At 34.2% G+C, this 16,249-nt stretch carries 16 protein-coding genes; 10 read left to right on the plus strand and 6 right to left on the minus strand.

Annotation, left to right across the window (positions count from 1 at the left end):
- The first annotated feature begins 209 nt into the window (after positions 1 to 209).
- Together LMC10_RS06290 and LMC10_RS06295 are read left to right on the plus strand one after the other, a co-directional pair.
- Positions 210 to 2,912, plus strand: a complete 2,703-nt coding sequence (locus tag LMC10_RS06290) for an SEC10/PgrA surface exclusion domain-containing protein (RefSeq protein WP_229269249.1) — start codon at positions 210 to 212, stop codon at positions 2,910 to 2,912.
- 64 nt (positions 2,913 to 2,976) lie between these two features.
- Positions 2,977 to 3,846, plus strand: a complete 870-nt coding sequence (locus tag LMC10_RS06295) for a hypothetical protein (protein ID WP_229269250.1) — start codon at positions 2,977 to 2,979, stop codon at positions 3,844 to 3,846.
- Here LMC10_RS06295 and LMC10_RS06300 read toward each other — a convergent pair.
- Together LMC10_RS06300 and LMC10_RS06305 are read right to left on the minus strand one after the other, a co-directional pair.
- Complete coding sequence (locus LMC10_RS06300) at positions 3,821 to 4,087, minus strand: hypothetical protein (RefSeq protein WP_124216447.1); 267 nt, start codon at positions 4,085 to 4,087, stop codon at positions 3,821 to 3,823. The genes LMC10_RS06295 and LMC10_RS06300 overlap by 26 nt on opposite strands.
- Before the next feature lie 34 nt (positions 4,088 to 4,121).
- The gene (locus LMC10_RS06305; RefSeq protein ID WP_229269251.1) at positions 4,122 to 4,400 is read right to left on the minus strand and encodes a hypothetical protein; all 279 of its coding nucleotides are present in this window, start codon (positions 4,398 to 4,400) and stop codon (positions 4,122 to 4,124) included.
- 155 nt (positions 4,401 to 4,555) lie between these two features.
- Here LMC10_RS06305 and LMC10_RS06310 point away from each other — a divergent pair, with 155 nt between their 5' ends.
- Both LMC10_RS06310 and LMC10_RS06315 read left to right on the plus strand, forming a co-directional pair.
- The gene (locus LMC10_RS06310; protein ID WP_042746454.1) at positions 4,556 to 4,816 is read left to right on the plus strand and encodes a type II toxin-antitoxin system Phd/YefM family antitoxin; all 261 of its coding nucleotides are present in this window, start codon (positions 4,556 to 4,558) and stop codon (positions 4,814 to 4,816) included.
- On the plus strand, positions 4,816 to 5,076 hold the full coding sequence (locus tag LMC10_RS06315) for a Txe/YoeB family addiction module toxin (RefSeq protein WP_229269252.1): 261 nt from the start codon (positions 4,816 to 4,818) through the stop codon (positions 5,074 to 5,076). The genes LMC10_RS06310 and LMC10_RS06315 overlap by 1 nt, the downstream gene beginning before the upstream one ends.
- Positions 5,077 to 5,143: 67 nt before the next feature.
- On the opposite strand, the gene LMC10_RS06320 is transcribed toward LMC10_RS06315, so the two are convergent.
- From LMC10_RS06320 to LMC10_RS06335, 4 genes are all read right to left on the minus strand, one after another.
- Complete coding sequence (locus tag LMC10_RS06320) at positions 5,144 to 8,587, minus strand: hypothetical protein (protein WP_229269253.1); 3,444 nt, start codon at positions 8,585 to 8,587, stop codon at positions 5,144 to 5,146.
- A gap of 347 nt (positions 8,588 to 8,934) precedes the next feature.
- Positions 8,935 to 9,825: a hypothetical protein gene (locus LMC10_RS06325; protein WP_229269254.1), complete on the minus strand. Its 891-nt coding sequence runs from the start codon at positions 9,823 to 9,825 to the stop codon at positions 8,935 to 8,937.
- A 6-nt stretch (positions 9,826 to 9,831) separates the two neighbouring features.
- Positions 9,832 to 10,011, minus strand: coding sequence for a hypothetical protein (locus tag LMC10_RS06330; protein WP_229269255.1), 180 nt, complete (start codon positions 10,009 to 10,011; stop codon positions 9,832 to 9,834).
- A 36-nt stretch (positions 10,012 to 10,047) separates the two neighbouring features.
- Positions 10,048 to 10,338, minus strand: a complete 291-nt coding sequence (locus tag LMC10_RS06335) for an excisionase family DNA-binding protein (RefSeq protein ID WP_094537206.1) — start codon at positions 10,336 to 10,338, stop codon at positions 10,048 to 10,050.
- Between the two features lie 185 nt (positions 10,339 to 10,523).
- On the opposite strand from LMC10_RS06335, the gene LMC10_RS06340 reads away from it, so the two are divergent.
- From LMC10_RS06340 to LMC10_RS06365, 6 genes are all read left to right on the plus strand, one after another.
- Positions 10,524 to 10,844 carry a hypothetical protein gene (locus tag LMC10_RS06340; protein ID WP_107690230.1) on the plus strand — a complete coding sequence of 107 codons (321 nt, stop codon included), beginning with the start codon at positions 10,524 to 10,526 and terminating at the stop codon, positions 10,842 to 10,844.
- A 49-nt stretch (positions 10,845 to 10,893) separates the two neighbouring features.
- Complete coding sequence (locus tag LMC10_RS06345) at positions 10,894 to 11,532, plus strand: helix-turn-helix domain-containing protein (protein ID WP_229269256.1); 639 nt, start codon at positions 10,894 to 10,896, stop codon at positions 11,530 to 11,532.
- A gap of 87 nt (positions 11,533 to 11,619) precedes the next feature.
- On the plus strand, positions 11,620 to 12,741 hold the full coding sequence (locus LMC10_RS06350) for a site-specific integrase (protein WP_229269257.1): 1,122 nt from the start codon (positions 11,620 to 11,622) through the stop codon (positions 12,739 to 12,741).
- 249 nt (positions 12,742 to 12,990) lie between these two features.
- The gene (locus tag LMC10_RS06355) at positions 12,991 to 13,710 is read left to right on the plus strand and encodes a response regulator transcription factor (protein ID WP_003670412.1); all 720 of its coding nucleotides are present in this window, start codon (positions 12,991 to 12,993) and stop codon (positions 13,708 to 13,710) included.
- Positions 13,710 to 15,197 (plus strand): sensor histidine kinase, encoded by a 1,488-nt coding sequence (locus LMC10_RS06360; RefSeq protein WP_135950821.1) that lies wholly within the window; start codon positions 13,710 to 13,712, stop codon positions 15,195 to 15,197. Before LMC10_RS06355 ends, LMC10_RS06360 begins: the two co-directional genes overlap by 1 nt.
- Before the next feature lie 168 nt (positions 15,198 to 15,365).
- Positions 15,366 to 16,226: a GRP family sugar transporter gene (locus tag LMC10_RS06365; RefSeq protein ID WP_153702691.1), complete on the plus strand. Its 861-nt coding sequence runs from the start codon at positions 15,366 to 15,368 to the stop codon at positions 16,224 to 16,226.
- Positions 16,227 to 16,249 lie beyond the last annotated feature (23 nt).

Raw genomic sequence — 16,249 nt, forward strand, 5'->3', positions numbered from 1 at the left:
TTGATATTGACTTATGTGTGGATGAAAAATATAATAAAAAATGTTAATTGTAAATAGCTTCTTTTACTATTCAAAGTGATTAGTAATAACCATGTATTTATTTAGGGAGATGTTAAATACATATAAATAGAAAATAAAGGTCATATCGATTTAGGTTTAATTATTAGAAATTTAATGCGCACATAACAAATATAATTTTGGGGGATATTATGAATAGAAAAAATACCATCCTTAAGTCAACTTTACTTGCTACATCAGTTGTAACTATTAGTGCAGTTACTAATGTTACGGTTCATGCTGATGACATGGCATCAAAAACGCAAAGCCAAAATACACCGGAGAAACAAATTGCCAAAAAGCAAGATAACAACAACCAGCAACTATCTGCTTTAAAGCAACAGCAAACTACCGCTGAAAATCAAGCAGCACAAACAAATGCTGATAAGCTCGCTAACGCACAAGCATCAAATGATGCTAAGACTAAGGTTTTAAACCAACAACTACAAGATCAAATCAACGTGGCTAATCAACAAGCTACTGATGCCTATGCCCAAAAGAATGCTGAAGTTCGCCAATCCGAACAAGCCCAAGCCGTCACTGAAAACAATGCTTACCAATCTCAAGTAGCCGCTCAAACTAAGGCTAACGATCAAGCCGTTGCTAACCAACAACAAGCAAACGCCCAAGAATTAGCTAACGCCGCTAAGCACATCGTTACCCCTGAACAAAAGCAAAATCAAATTGACTCTGCCACTAAAGATGCGCAACAAGCCTTAGATCAAGCTAAATCTGATCATGACGCTACTGTTAATAAGCTAAACGATCAATTAGCTAACGATCTCAAGCAAAATGCTCAACAAGAGCAAGCCGCTAAGAATGATCTTAAGCAACCTAACCAAGCAGATAGCCAAAAGCAACTTGATGATGCGCAAAACGCTGTTAATAAGGCGCAAGGTGAAAACAATGACACACAAAGCGCCTTATCTAATGCTAAGAATACCTTAAGTGCTAGTCAAAATGCTTTAGCTCAAGCACAAGATGGTCAAAAAGAACATGTGGCTAATACTATCAACTTACCAGCTGGCTACATTGACGCTTGGAAAGAATATGTTAACACTAAAGAAAAAGATGACTTTTTAGTAACAGAAAGCACTTACCCAGAGTTATTTAAGAAGCTTAAGCAATTAGATGTAAAAGCATACAATGATAACCTAATGAATTATCATTCAGACCCTACCGCTAAGCAAACGCCAGTTACCCTAAATGATAACGGTACTCTTTCACGAGATGACATCATCAAAGCTACGCAATTTGCTGTTTCATTATTAAACCCAATTCGTGAAGCAATCGGTGTTGAACCGTACAAGATCACCAACGCGTCTATTGACGTTGCTCAAGATGTTGCGAACGAATATCGTAAAGATAATTGGAACACTTGGGAAAACAATCACGACGGAGAAGCTTTAAGTCGAGTTGCTGAAAAATGGAACACTGATCTTGTTAGTGAATCATGGGCTGGAGACGGTTGGTTTGGCGGGCCATGGCACGTTTACAATAATTTAACATTAAATGATCTTTACCGTGGTGTATACAATTCAATTCTAATGTTACTATTCCAAGACGCTAGCCAAAACTACGGTCACGCCACTGACCTATTAGGTGTTCGTGCCGCTAATTCCGATTTAACCGTTGCTGGTGACAACCTTGGTGTAAGCTTTGAATACGGCAAGGGGATGAAGGCTTGGGGTCAAACAAACGTTGGTGGTTTCCACTTCAACTCCATTTCTGATGCTTCTTCCAAGCACATTCAACACTTAGTTAAGGAAGGCTACGTTGTTGACGCCGCTGATCCAAATTCTAAGGTTAACCAACCAGGTTATCGTGATGAAATCGCCATTCCTGGTAACACATCTCAAAAGCAAATCGCTGACTTACAAGCTAAGGTTAGCCAAGCACAAAGCCAAGTTGATCAATTAACTAAGGCTGCAAATGCTGTTAGTCAAACCTTAAATGACGCTAAGGCTAAGTTAGCAAATCTGCAAAAGAGCATTGCTGATGCAGAAAACAGTTATCAACAACAATTAACTGCTATTAACACTAAGTTCAGTGATCAAGCCGCTAAATTACAGGCTGATCACGATGCTAAGGTTAAGGCTGAAAATGATGCTTACCAAGCTAAAGTTGACCAATTAAACCACGATCTTCAAACTAAGGTCAATGCTATTAAGGCTCAACCTGAAAATACCGATCAATTAAAGACTCAACTTGATCAAAAGCTTGCTCAAGTTAAGCAAGATGGCCAACACAAGCTCGATCAATTAAAGCAAGCTCATGAAGCTCGTTTACAAAAGATTCAACAAGACGCTGAAGACACTTTAGCTGCCTACAAGGCTAACTTAGATAAAACTGCCCAAGCTAAGATTGCTAAGGCTCAAGCTGATCACGATGCATCAGTTAAGGCTCTTAACGATAATTATACCCAACTTAAGAGTCAATTAGATGCTCAACAAGCCAAGCTCGTTAATGATGACCAAGCTCAATACAATGCTCTTGCTACTAAACTTGACGGCGAATTAACTGCCTTAAAGAACCAAGTATTAACAAAGACTAGCGATCACCAAACTGCTCAAAACAAGCAAGTTGTTGCTGGTAATGCTAATACTGTTGCTTTAGATACTACTGGTAAGACTGCTGTTGTGTTGCCTAACGAAGAAAAGAAGAGTGTGGTAATGGCTGCAAATGATAAGCGTGCTGAGGCTGAGACGATGACAAACTTAGTACAGATGACTAAGAATAATAAGAACGGAACACTACCGCAAACTGGTAACAGTAATTCAGCCGCAATAATTGCTTTAGGAGCTCTTACTTCTATGTTTGGGTTAGGATTAGTTACAAAGAAGAAAGAATGGTAATAAATAAAAACTTGCTAACTGAAATTAGCAAGTTTTTTTATGTGATTGATAAGGAGAGCGACTAATGCAATATAATTTATTAAAATTAAAAAGATCGTATAAGCGTCTTATTTTTCAGCAAAAGAAATTAGAAGAGAATATTAATGCCATGGGTAATGAAATTAATAAATTGGAGAAGCAAATGAATAGTGAGAAATCAAATTCTATACCCACTCAAACCTCTTTTGATGTTAATGAGGAATTGGATAGGTTTTTGAGTAATGCGAAAATACAAAATGATCTAAAAAATGTTAAAAAGGCTTATTTACATCAACGTCTTAAAGCTTACGTACCATTAGGAACATATCTTTTAGTTGTATTTTTAAGCATATCAATAATTTATTCAACAAATTGGTTTAAAATCAATAAACCTTTCTCTTTAATGCTTATATTAATTATATCTTTTCTTCTTGTTGATTTGTGGTATAAAAGGCTACATATAAAGGTGAATAAGGAACTTTCAAATTCCACCAGAAAGCTTAATAAGAGTATACAAATTATTTTGAAACAAGGTAGTTTTAACGCAGAATATCTAGAATTTATATTAACTCAGCGTATTAAAGAAAGGAAAAGTTTAGATTTACAATTTAGTACAATGATAAAATTAATTAATGGTGCTTTGAATTTTACTGCAGTATTTGGAATCATACTATGGTTGGTATTTTCATTTTTTCATTCAAGAGAAGATAATGTTTTGATTCCTTATGTTGTGGCAGCAATTATTACTGTTATTGTTCTAGGTATCGCAATTGATCTTTGGAATTATAAATTTTCAGATGCCTATTATTGTAGTTATGAAATCCTTTTAGAAGCCATGGTGAAATATAAAATTGAAGAAAAAAGCCCCAGAAAACTGAGGCTAAAATTATTTAAAATAACAGGTGACAGCCTTTAAGCTCAATTTCAAAGTCGCTACTAATAGTATTAAGACTAAGCCCCCAGTTAATATGATGTGATTTTATAAATTTATTCAAAGCGTCGAAATATGGTGCTAATTCAGTTAGACTTATTTCGACTCTTCCTGTAAGACGTAATTCATCTATTTGCGCATCATTAAGTTGATAACCACAGGCGCCTTTTATTTCATTAACAACAGTATTAACATGTTTTTCTATTACTTGATTTAATTCGCTCATTACTTATTCCTCCGTTAAATATAAGATATTGAGATTAATTACAGTTTGAATCGTCGTTTAAGACTAATGTGTAAAAGCCTAAAAGGTTATTACTAATATCTGTAGCTTTATACATTGTCCATACGCGACCTTCACAAGAAGTTTCTCGTAAATAATTTCTAATTTTGGCAATATATGGTTTAATCCGTTCAGCAGTAAAAAATAATAAACCGCTATTTAATAGTGCTTGTTGTTCGCTATTTGTTAATAGAAGATCCGCTTGTAGTTGCAAGTCTTCGTTAACCTCTTCAATAATTTCATTCATTGTTTGCATAATAAAAAAACCTCCTAAATTTTTGAATTCATAAATTTTTCTGCGCTGAAAGCGCGAAACTTTAGAAGCTATGTGTTTATTGTTAAACCGTTGACGTACACTATTGCGTACGTTATAATTGCGGTATAACTATAATGTGAAAGAAGGTTAATTAAATGGATAACATTATTACACCGACTAATGCGCGAAAAAATTTATATAATCTGATTAAGAAGGTCAATTTAGATCATACCCCAGTAACAATATCTTCAAGTAAAAAAGAAGAAGACGCTGTTTTAATCAGTAAAAGCGATTGGGACGCTATTCAAGAAACTATGTATTTAGAAAACAATGGAGTTGGTGATGTAGTTCGTCAACGTGAGAAAGATGATAGTGGCTTTACCGATATAGATGAGATTGATTGGGATAAGTTGTAATGTATAAAGTTCAAATTAAGAATTCTGCTAAATCAGATCTAAGGAAGATTAAGCATAGCAATTTAAAAGAAAATTTTAATAGGGTCATCCAGCAGTTAAAAGAGAATCCATATGAACCTAATCAAGGATTTGAAAAATTAGAACCACCAATGGCGAGAAAGTATTCTCGAAGAATAAATGTCCAACATCGTGTAGTATATGTAGTTAATGATAAAGAAAAAATCGTTTCAATTTATTCAGCATGGTCGCATTATGAATAAAAAGAGTAATGAGCCTGTTTAACTCATTACTCTTAGCAGTAACATTAGCAAAAACACATTTTTTTAATTATTCTTGAATTCGGTAAGTTCTTAAAGTATCAATAATGCTTTCCCTTAAAACGCATAGTGGATTAATAAATTGATCTTTGTTTCGCTTTAATGCACGATTGAATGATTTGAATTCTTTATAACTGTCTTGAAATAAATCATTATAAATTAGCTTTAAGTCATATTCATCTGAATGCTGTGCTAAATAGCGTAACATCACTTTTTGAACATATTCTTTTTTATAATTTTCAAGAATTTCAGGATAATTCTTACCTTTTAAATACACATCATCTTTAATCCACGATACATGTTTCTCAATCCGTTCACCATGATGATAATCGCGTACAGTTTGATCTAATTTCATAAACTGTTCAGCATATTTTTTTTGAAAATTTGGAAATAGTGAACGGTAATTCTTTAACTCTTTTCGATACGTCATCAACTCTTCAATTGAACTGAAGGGACGTGTCAAATAATAACCGAAATCGCCTTGAGGTATAAAGCCAATTGGTTGATAAGTATCGTCGGAACTCAAATTAAGCCATTTAGACTGTTTCCAAGTTTTCATACTAACATAGCGTTTATTATCAATTGAGTGTTTCATGTCATTTATTGACTGCATTCTAAAATCATCAACCTTAAATGTCACAGTACCAGTTTCAAGTAGTTTGATTAGTCGATCTGTTGTCCAGCTGTTGGGCTGTAATCCTACAATCGCTTTAATATGGTTATCTTCTGTCATATTAAAACGAGTGCGAATGTTGATTAGTGCGGTGGTAGTATACTTTTGATCATGGTTGTGGGACTTCAGTTCAAAAAACTGCCCGTTGAAATTTTCTTTATTTACTAAAACCCAGTTTTTATCAAAACATTTTTCACATTTTGTTCGAATAGTTTCTTCATCTAATAGATTATTAGAACAGAAGATAAAACCATCCGTTGTAATAGAGGGAATTAGACTATTTGGGTATGTTTCTTCAACTAAATCCATTAGCGCATTGACTTGGTACCGGGCAATTGAGGTGTATTGTGCGGCTGTAAAAGGGTTAGTATTACGACTGAAAGGCACATACATGGTATTTCCTGTTAGGAAATCTCGAGTACCTCCAGTCCCTAAGCCTTGACCAGATTTACCATATCCACCATTTCCTAGTAGTTTATAGAAGAGTTGAAGAGCGTCATATTTTCGGTATTCATCAAAGTTAGAATCAAATTTATCACGTTTTGCTTTAGCTTCATTTCGATGGATTAATGACCAGTGTTGCATTTTTCCAATTGGTGCCAGACAGGTAACGTGTCCATTAAGTGTCTTTTGTTGAGGAATAATGATTCGATGAACTCTGACAGTACCTCCGTGTTCAATAATGTTAATAATATCAGTTACAGTCATATTAACCTGGTTTGCCTGCTGCACGTAAACTGGTCCTTGATCTTTTATTAAAGGCTTATAGCCAACTGATACGCGTTTTACATTGTCCGGAAAGTGATAAGAAACATTAGCAACACCGATTGTAAACGCTCCATTTACAAAATATTGTGAATTTTTACGGTAATTTTTTAAAATGTTGCTATCTAAGTCATGTACATTTAAAATTGGTTTACAATCAAGCCTAAAATCTGGGATTAGGTGACCAGCATCTACATAGCTTGATTTGAGATCAATATCATATTTATATTTAAACGCACTCGTGATAATTCCAGGGTTAAAGGCTAAGTTCATTCCACCAACATAGGCTTGCTTTGCCATATTAAATCCATCATTATAAACATCATCTGGATGTACACTAAATTGATCATGACTACCTTTTTTATGCTTTTTATCAACTGCACTAGATTCAATAAAATTATAACCTTTTCGCATTTGATCAAAGTTCAATTGAGTAGTTAGAAAAACCTCAGGAGTCCAGCGAATTACATCTTTGTTATTAAACCAGGAAACTGTACTATAAATTGAAGCGTTATTTAGTTTAACTAATAAGTCATCAATGGTGGGAGGTACATTATTACGAGTGTAATTAAATTGATGAGCATGATCGGCATATTGATTACGTAACTTAGTACTGATTGCAAATTTTGGCTTACTGACTTTGACCTTCTGATTTATCAAATTGCTTACATCAAATTTAGGATTATCTTTGTATAGCTTATTAAAGTTAATTCGATCGGCTAATATTGAAGGCGATCCTTTTTGATTTTTAGCAGGTGCTGAACCAACTAACTTTTGATAGATATATCCTTTCTTGCTTTTCTTGTAAGCAAGTGTACCTCGAGCGAGATAAGATTTTAGTTTTTCAACAAATAGTTTTTGAAATTCAAAATTATCTGAACCATCAACAGCATCGCTTAAAACTTTAACCCACTCTCTCATATCTTTGGGTGGTTCTTGATTGTATAATTTTGGTCGTAAATATTGATCAACATCAATACCGCGAAAAATATCTTGATAAATATTTTTAACCGTTTTTGAATCATAAGGTTCCTGAGAGTAATGAGAACTAATTTCATCCGCTAAAGATGTTACTGTAGCAGGAATATGCACATTTTTAATTAATTCTTCATTATATACATCGATTACATTTCCCATGAAAACGTCTAAGTACTTTAAAGTAACTTCGGAATCACCTAGAGCATAGTTTAAATAATCATCAGGACGTTTTTCTAATAAAGAACGCATATGAGATTTATAATAGCCACCATTATAAGAATCTTTGTATTGCTTAGAAGTAATCAATTTATCTTCAAGATCCCAATCTTTCGTGTTAAGTTTCTTTTGACTAACGATTGAACCTAAAGTGGCTAATCCACCTTGCGGACCAAGGGCCATTGTATCGACAAATTTAATAGTTATAGGATACTTGATTCGTCGTGAATTAGGATTTGTAACCATGATTGAATAAGGATTGCTGAAAAATTCTTGCTTGTTTAAAGCAATAAAACTAGGATCTGTCTTTGATTTACCTTGAATATCAAGGTATTTTTGCCAATCTGAATATGCGGTAATGTCGACACCTGCAAAGAAGCCTACATATACAACCAGCGGAACTCGATTCGATTTATTCAACTTTTCTTTAATTTTATCTTTCTTTAAACTTAATTGTCGCGCTAGTCGTTGATAATCTCCGTCTGTATATTTTTCACAGTAACCAACATGGTTAAGATAATATCGAACAACACTAATAAGATCCCAGAAACTGAATGGTTTATCTCCACGCTGACGATAAATTACAATCCCCAATGAAGGATATTCTGCATATTTTATGACGTATTGATGACTAATAATATCGTCTTGATTACGATAGTCAATATCATTACTATGACTCAGCGATGTGTCCCATTCACTGTCATCAGCAATAAAGACTGCGTCAAGGTCATAATCTTTTTTTAATTTAGAAAGATTTTGATAATCATCAATCTTATAATTTCTAATTTTAAAAGTCCGTGTTAATGTATTAACACCACTCAAATTTATAGCCTCCTTATATAACTAAAGGAAGCAATACTAAAAACCACACTATACTAAATAGCGATTAGTACACACAATATTTATATGTTATAATTTTTTAAATACTGAAGTGAGTTTTTAATTGGTAATGATGCTTCACTTTAGTGTTTTAGTCTTTTTGTTTAGAAGAATTAACTAAATGGCGGTTTGGTTAATTCTTTTTTGTTGTTTTGGGTGAACACTTTTGTTAATGTTGTTCACCCAGAATTTACCATAGATGCTTACTCTCTCAACGATTTTAGCGCGGTGTCAAGCGGGTTCTTTATGGGAGAGTCCCCAAAGATGCTACTTTTTGACACTCTTTTACGTTAGCGATGATCACTTATCCATTTTCCATTCCAACAATAATTTGGAAGTCGATCGTGAATACCGGCTAAATAAATTTGTTTAGCAGATGGTCGCGTATGATGCGAACGATAATATTTAATTATCTGTCCTGTTAAAGAGTTATTTAAACGAGTATCACGTTGAAAAATATTCGCTGGCAAATTTCGAGGAAGCCGATTATAAAATGGCGGACAACAGATAACATCAGCGATCTCGAACTTTATCTGATAAAACAGAGCTTGAAGCAAGTAATTATTACTGATATTTAAGCTTTTTGCTACTAAACTAAAGTCATTTTGATCACTTCGATCGCGCTTGTTTTCATCAAACCAAAGTAAAAAGTCTTTTGGAAGAATGGCAAGGGACTTGGGATGCAATTGACTGCGAAACCACCAACTATCGGAGGGGGTGTAGTTGATTTGTAGCTTGCTTCGTTCAATAGTCTTATTTATTGAGTAAAAAGTATAGTTCAAATACTTCTTATGATGGTGGTTAGAAACGCCTTCACTTGCTTCTACATTAATCAATGGCAACTCATCTCGCAGTTTTGTGAATAAAGAACCGCTTAGGCTTACGCTTTGAAGTAATCTTGCATAAGTTGCTGCTGTAACTTGGGGCGGTTGATGTGTTGCTAATTCACTAACTTTTAAGTTTAAAGATGTCATTAACGAATTGAGCGATTTTTGTGCTTCAGATTTTTGATTTTCATGCGATGAGTTAATCATAAGATCACATGTTTTAAAATTTTCACTGATTTGAAGTAATTTGCGGTATGGAGATGCTAGTGTAATTTTGATTCCACAGTTTGGATAAATCACTTGTGCATCAACTAAAATCAAGTCTTTAGTAGACTCTGTAAGTTTACTTTCCAAAATTATTCACTTCTTTTCTGTAAATGAGTTATAGTAATCGATATAATCGTCAACCGCCCAGGCGGCCAACTGATTAATTGATTGGGGTGAGTTAGAGTTAGGCCAAAATTGCTTATCTAACAACATTTTTTGTACAATAGCTTCTTTATTCTCGTCCAAATTAATAATGTAATTAATAATAAACACTCCTCGATGTTTCCCTTGCTTTTAAAAGTTCTCCATTTATTTATTTCGGTTATTAGTTGAAGTCATAAACTTATCAAGCTCATTACGATTAAAGCGATAAGTTTTACCAACCCGTCTGTACGGGATATCAGTGGTAGAAATCCACAAATCAAGTGTGTTAGAAGCTATATTTAGATACTTTGCTGCTTCAGCTTTTGACATATAAACATGATATTGATTACTGAGAGCTTGCTTATTTGCTGCATTCTGAATTGCTTCTGTCACAGTATTTTCAATTGCAGTAGCTAAAAAATCTGGAAGTTCAATTTTAGTTACGATTTTCTTCATTTTTAATCACCTCTTTTTTTCAACAAAAACTCAACATTATAGTGAAATAATAAGCAATACAATTGCTTCAACTAATACTCAACGTATTGCTTGACATTATAGTACAACATTATTAGACTAAAAGCAACAACAAAAACTCAACTTTTTATATTTTTGTAAAAAAAAAAAAAAAGGGGATTAAAGTTATGAATTTAAACAGTAATTATAGCTTAATTGTATATCGTCGTAAGTGCCCTAATTATCGTGGTTCTGGGAATTACTCTATTATTGGAATTGCTATTTTACCAGCAAATAAAAAAATTAGTTATCGTTTTGCTGATTTTGTATTATGTGTGGACCAACCAGAATTTTATACTTTGGAATACGCTAGTCGTATTAATCTTAAGTCAAAGAATACAACTATCTTGGCAAAATATAGTGACTATGCTAACTTAGTTAATGATTGGGTTGAATTCAAAGGATTACGCAATAGATTAGCAAAGACACTCAAACAAATTAAAGATTAATGAATCGTAAGTAATTATATTATTTACGATAATACAAAGGGTGATAGATATGTATAATCGAGTAGCACTAGGTGCTAGAATTAAGGCTATTAGACAAAAAAGAGGTGAGAATCAATCGCAGTTTGGTGCTCATTTCACACCAGCAGTCAGCAAAGGTGCTGTTTCAAGGTGGGAAAGTGGCGATACAAAGCCTAATGCTACACGCTTACGCGAAATTGCTAAACTCGGCGATGTAACAGTAGAATTTCTTGTTAATGGTGATACTACAACTGTTGAGGAAAAACAAAAATTGTTAAACAAGATCATTAATCAACCAGAATCTACTAATATTGAAGATAAAAAACAATTAAATAGTATTCAACTGGAATTAAGTCAAATGCTTGGACTTCGTGACCTTAATGAGAAGACAAAAAACAGTAATATACAGAATAAACAATTAAACGACTTAGGAGCTGAAATGCGTGTTTTTTTTGACGGGAAATTAAATCCCACACAAGTGAGATTTCTTGCTCAAGTTTTTAAACTTTTAAACAACTTAAACCTTCAGGATGATTCTTCTAATATACAAAAGTCTGCCGAGATTCTTTTTCATGTGAACCAAATTTCCGAAGGTAACGAACCGTATGACAAGAAAAAAGATTTAGCAGAAATTGATGATTTCTTGACAAAATTAAGTATGTCTAATTAGACTGATAGATATAATGTAATTCACTTCTCGATGTTTCCCTTGCTCAATCATGCTTAAATGATGTACGCAGAAAGAGAGTGAAATTACATGGAACCTTATGGGTATAATACAAAAAAAGGTAAACGTTATCGGGTTGCTTACCGAACTCCAGATAATAAACAACATAATAAGGGTGGTTTTACTACTAAACGTGAGGCTCGAGCTTGGTATCGTCAAAAAATGGTCGAAATTGAGAACCATGGCTTTAGTAGTAATGAAAAGGTAACGTTTGAAGAAGTTACTAATCGGTGGCTTGATAATAAAAAGCAGACGGTAGCTGGTTCAACCTATAAAAAATATGAAACGGAATGTAATAAACATTTAATACCGGCTTTGGGTGATAAATTACTTAAAGATATCAGTATTTCTACTTGTCAATCTTTAGTTTATCAATGGGCTAAAGATTTCAAGTTTTATAATAAAATGGTCAATGATGCCACAAGTATTTTTGATCTAAGTATTAAATACAAATTGATCCATGATAATCCTTTCAAATTAATTGAGCATCCAAAAAAAGATAAGGATGATGAAAGAAAAGTAAGATCATTTACTAAAGATGAGTTCATTACTTTTAAAAAAGGATTGCACGAGCATTATGAATCAACAAATTATAAGGCGTTTGCTTTTCTTTTTATCTTGTCACATACGGGATTACGAAAAGGAGAACTTCTAGCTTTAACATGGAATGATATTGATCTTGAAGGTGGATTTCTTCATATAAAAAGAGCCGTTACCCGTGATGCTAAAAATAATCTTATAATAGGTAAAACAAAGAATATTTATTCTGTACGTGATGTACCTATTGGGCCAGAAACTATTAAAGTGTTGAAAAAATGGCGTTCTGAGCAATATCAAGAACTGAAATTTTTTAATATTAATACTTTTAAACCAAATCAATTAGTATTTACAAGCCAAAAAGGCGGTATATTGACACCATCGAAACCTGGAAAATGGTTAAATACAATTGAAAAAAAGTATAATCTCCCTTCTTACGTAACACCACACGGACTGAGGCATACATACACCAGTTTACTGATTGAAGATGGAATGTCGGTCAATGATGTTGCTAGTGTGTTAGGGCATAAAGATGCTACAATTACTATAAAAGTTTATAATGATTTACACCCGATTAAAGATAATTCGATCGGTAAAATTATTGAGAATCTTTAAAAACTAAAATGTTGTAGAGGTGTTGTATAATTAACATCTAACAACATAAAATAGTTGATATAGCAGCCTTTAGGGGACACGGGTTCGACTCCCGTCATCTCCACTATATGCCTATAAGGACTGCCATTGGTTTATGGCAGTCTTTTTTAATGCTAAGAATATTAGGATAATTAGTGGGGTTCATAAGAAGGTATTCCGATATGAAAATTAGTAAATAGAGCTCAGATAAAATATAAAGGAATGAATTAAATGGAAATATTAATGATTGAGGATAATCATTCTGTCTGTGAAATGATGGCAATGTTTTTCAAGAAAGAAAAGTGGCACTATGAATTTGCTTATGATGGCGTGGAAGCAGAAGAAAAGTTTAACGCTGACCCTCATAAATGGGATATTATTTTGCTAGACCTTAATCTTCCTAAAAAGGATGGGATGCAGGTTGCAGCTGATATTCGGCGGGTATCACCAACAGTTCCTTTAATTATGTTAACAGCTCGTGATACTGAAAGTGATCAAGTATTGGGATTGGAAATTGGTGCTGATGATTATGTAACCAAACCATTTAGTACAATTACTTTGATTGCACGGATCAAGGCACTTTATCGGCGAACACATTTAAACAAGCTTGAGGATGTTCAAGATACTGATAGTGATGATACATTCGATATTCAAACAAAGAACTTTAAGATGAATACTAAGACAAGAGAAGTATTCTTATATGGAAAACCGGTTGGCGACTTGACACCTAAAGAATTTGACTTATTAAAGACGCTTGCCTCTAAACCACGTCAAGTATTCACCCGTTCACAACTTTTACAATTAGTGTGGGACTATGAGTATTATGGTGATGAGCGAACTGTTGATGCTCATATTAAAAAGTTACGGCAAAAGTTAGAAAATATTGGACCTCAAGTAATTAAGACTGTATGGGGGGTCGGCTATAAATTTGATGACGAGGGTAACGACTAATGAAATTAATGTATCGGTTGATGCTTTCATTTTTTGCGATTATTCTGACGCTAATGGTGATTGTTAGTATTTCGTTTATAAATGTAACTAATAACACTATGTATCATAATACGTGGCAACAATTGAAAAGTTATTCTGATAGTTTAATTCAGGATTCTATTCGTTACAATATGGCAACCCAAAGTTTTGAAGGGTTTGCTACAGAATCATTGAATAGCAATGCCAATCTTTTAACACGGCAAAATGTTCACTTTGCAATTTATGATACAACTCACCGGAAAATCTTTGCCAGTAACGGCTTTGCTCCTAGTATGAGTAAAAGTGATTGGAAAAAATTAAAAAAGGGAGAAACCGTTTGTACTAAGCTAATTACTCCTAAAATTAATTCACGAGTATCAAAGGGTGTTTCTCCACGAATGACCGAAGTTTCACGACCATACTTCTATAAAGGAAAGATGATTGCGGTAGTCTCGATTGCAACTTTCGTCTCGACAATTGAGCAAAATATGCATCAAATAAAGATTAACTTAATAATGGCATTACTGACTGCTAGTCTTGTAACGCTTGCAGTTAGTTACTTCTTGGCACGGTCAATTACCAAACGAATTGATCGATTGCGGATGGCTACTCACCAAATTGCGCAAGGAAATTACAATGTTGAAGTGGACGATAATGGGCGTGATGAAGTGGCAGACCTTGGTCGGAGTTTTAACCAAATGACTGCTTCGTTACGTGAATCGCAACAAGAAATTCGCCGGCAAGAGGAGCGGAGACGCCAATTTATGGCCAATGCAGCCCATGAAATGCGGACGCCATTAACAACCATTAATGGAATTCTTGAAGGGTTACAGTATGATGCGATTCCAGAAGAGGATAAAAAGCATAGTATCCAGTTAATGCAAAATGATACGCGGCGTTTAATTCGCTTGGTCAATGATAATTTGGATTATGAAAAGATTCGCACTAACCAAATTGCGATGGAACGGAAAGTATTTGATGCATCCGCAGTACTCGAAAATTTACGAGAGCAGTTAGCGAAAAAGGCAAAAGAGAAAAAGGATACTCTGCACTTGGATGTAGAAAAGAATTTACGAGTATATGCAGACTATGATCGGTTTGTACAGATTATGTTCAATATCATTCAAAACGCAATCCAATTCACTGATAACGGAATTATTGACATTCGGGGAAAACGTGTGGAAAAGGGAAGTCAATTTGAAGTTCAAGATAATGGAATTGGGATGACTCCTGAACAACTTGAAAACATCTGGGAACGATACTATAAGGCTGATCGTTCACGGATGAATACTAAGTACGGAGAATCTGGCTTAGGACTTGCAATTGTGCGGCAGTTAGTTCTTCTTCATGGCGGAAAAATTGACGTAAAAAGTCAGTATGGTAAGGGGACGACATTTACAATCTTTTTCCCTGATCGTGAATACGCTCCTCATAATATTCAACCTACAAATAATAAAGACAAAAAGTAAGCCAATGATTTAAGTGAAACGCTTTAACTGTGATAATAAAGCGTTTCTTTTTTGTAGACCAATTTTTATAATCCAAAGAAATTTAAAGAAAGCGCTTGTGGAAGCGTTTACCATATGATACACTTATATCTCGTAATAATATTACGGATTGATAGGAGAGAATTTTTTATGAACTACTTACTTGCTTTAATCCCTGCGATTGGTTGGGGAATTATGCCGCTGATCACTGGTAAGATCGGTGGTTCAACGATTAACCAAATGTTTGGTATTGGTGCCGGTGCTACGATTGTTGGGTTGGTTGCATTTATTATCGGTCATCCAACTGTTACAACGACTGGATTCTGGTTCTCAGTACTGTGCGGGGCTTTGTGGACAATTGGTCAAATTGGACAATTCGTTTCATTTAAGCGGATGGGTGTTTCAAACACTATTCCACTATCGACAGTATTTCAATTAGTTGGTAACTCTTTGATTGGGGTTATTATCTTTGGAGAATGGCGTGGAGCACGTGCCCTTACTGTTGGATTTATCGCTTTAGCAATCGTTATTGTTGGTGCTTTAATGACCTCTGTATCTGATGAAAGTACGGGGAAGAAGATTACTGTTCAAAACTTCTTCTTCTTACTTATTACAACAATTGGTTACTGGGTTTACTCAGCATTCCCAAAGATGCCAATGGTTGCTAATGATAGTTCTTTAGGAATCTTCCTTCCAGAAATGCTTGGTATTTTACTTGGATCTGTTATTTATGCTATTTGTTCAGGTAATATTGACTCCTTTAAGCAAAAGAAGCAATATCTCAATATCTGGGGTGGTATTTCTTGGGGAATTGCTGCCTTAGCTTATATCTTTGCTGGACGGGCATTAGGAATTAATACAGCCTTTGTCTTCACGCAAATGAACGTTATTATTGCAACAATTGGTGGTATCTTAGTTCTTCATGAACACAAGACTCGGCGGGAAATGTCATTTACAATTGCCGGAATCATCTTTATTGTTGCCGGAAGTATTTTAACTATTTTTGCTTAAATTATATTAAAACTAAACTTAAA

Origin of the sequence: Limosilactobacillus reuteri subsp. simiae (genome assembly GCF_020784875.1) — a bacterium.
GTDB lineage: Bacteria > Bacillota > Bacilli > Lactobacillales > Lactobacillaceae > Limosilactobacillus > Limosilactobacillus reuteri_H.

Excerpts from the sequence above, each read along its gene's own strand:
- LMC10_RS06290 (WP_229269249.1), top strand. The coding sequence starts at position 210 with ATGAATAGAAAAAATACCATCCTTAAGTCAACTTTACTTGCTACATCA.
- LMC10_RS06295 (WP_229269250.1), top strand. The coding sequence starts at position 2,977 with ATGCAATATAATTTATTAAAATTAAAAAGATCGTATAAGCGTCTTATT.
- LMC10_RS06300 (WP_124216447.1), bottom strand. The coding sequence starts at position 4,087 with ATGAGCGAATTAAATCAAGTAATAGAAAAACATGTTAATACTGTTGTT.
- LMC10_RS06305 (WP_229269251.1), bottom strand. The coding sequence starts at position 4,400 with ATGCAAACAATGAATGAAATTATTGAAGAGGTTAACGAAGACTTGCAA.
- LMC10_RS06310 (WP_042746454.1), top strand. The coding sequence starts at position 4,556 with ATGGATAACATTATTACACCGACTAATGCGCGAAAAAATTTATATAAT.
- LMC10_RS06315 (WP_229269252.1), top strand. The coding sequence starts at position 4,816 with ATGTATAAAGTTCAAATTAAGAATTCTGCTAAATCAGATCTAAGGAAG.
- LMC10_RS06335 (WP_094537206.1), bottom strand. The coding sequence starts at position 10,338 with ATGAAGAAAATCGTAACTAAAATTGAACTTCCAGATTTTTTAGCTACT.
- LMC10_RS06340 (WP_107690230.1), top strand. The coding sequence starts at position 10,524 with ATGAATTTAAACAGTAATTATAGCTTAATTGTATATCGTCGTAAGTGC.
- LMC10_RS06345 (WP_229269256.1), top strand. The coding sequence starts at position 10,894 with ATGTATAATCGAGTAGCACTAGGTGCTAGAATTAAGGCTATTAGACAA.
- LMC10_RS06350 (WP_229269257.1), top strand. The coding sequence starts at position 11,620 with ATGGAACCTTATGGGTATAATACAAAAAAAGGTAAACGTTATCGGGTT.
- LMC10_RS06355 (WP_003670412.1), top strand. The coding sequence starts at position 12,991 with ATGGAAATATTAATGATTGAGGATAATCATTCTGTCTGTGAAATGATG.
- LMC10_RS06360 (WP_135950821.1), top strand. The coding sequence starts at position 13,710 with ATGAAATTAATGTATCGGTTGATGCTTTCATTTTTTGCGATTATTCTG.
- LMC10_RS06365 (WP_153702691.1), top strand. The coding sequence starts at position 15,366 with ATGAACTACTTACTTGCTTTAATCCCTGCGATTGGTTGGGGAATTATG.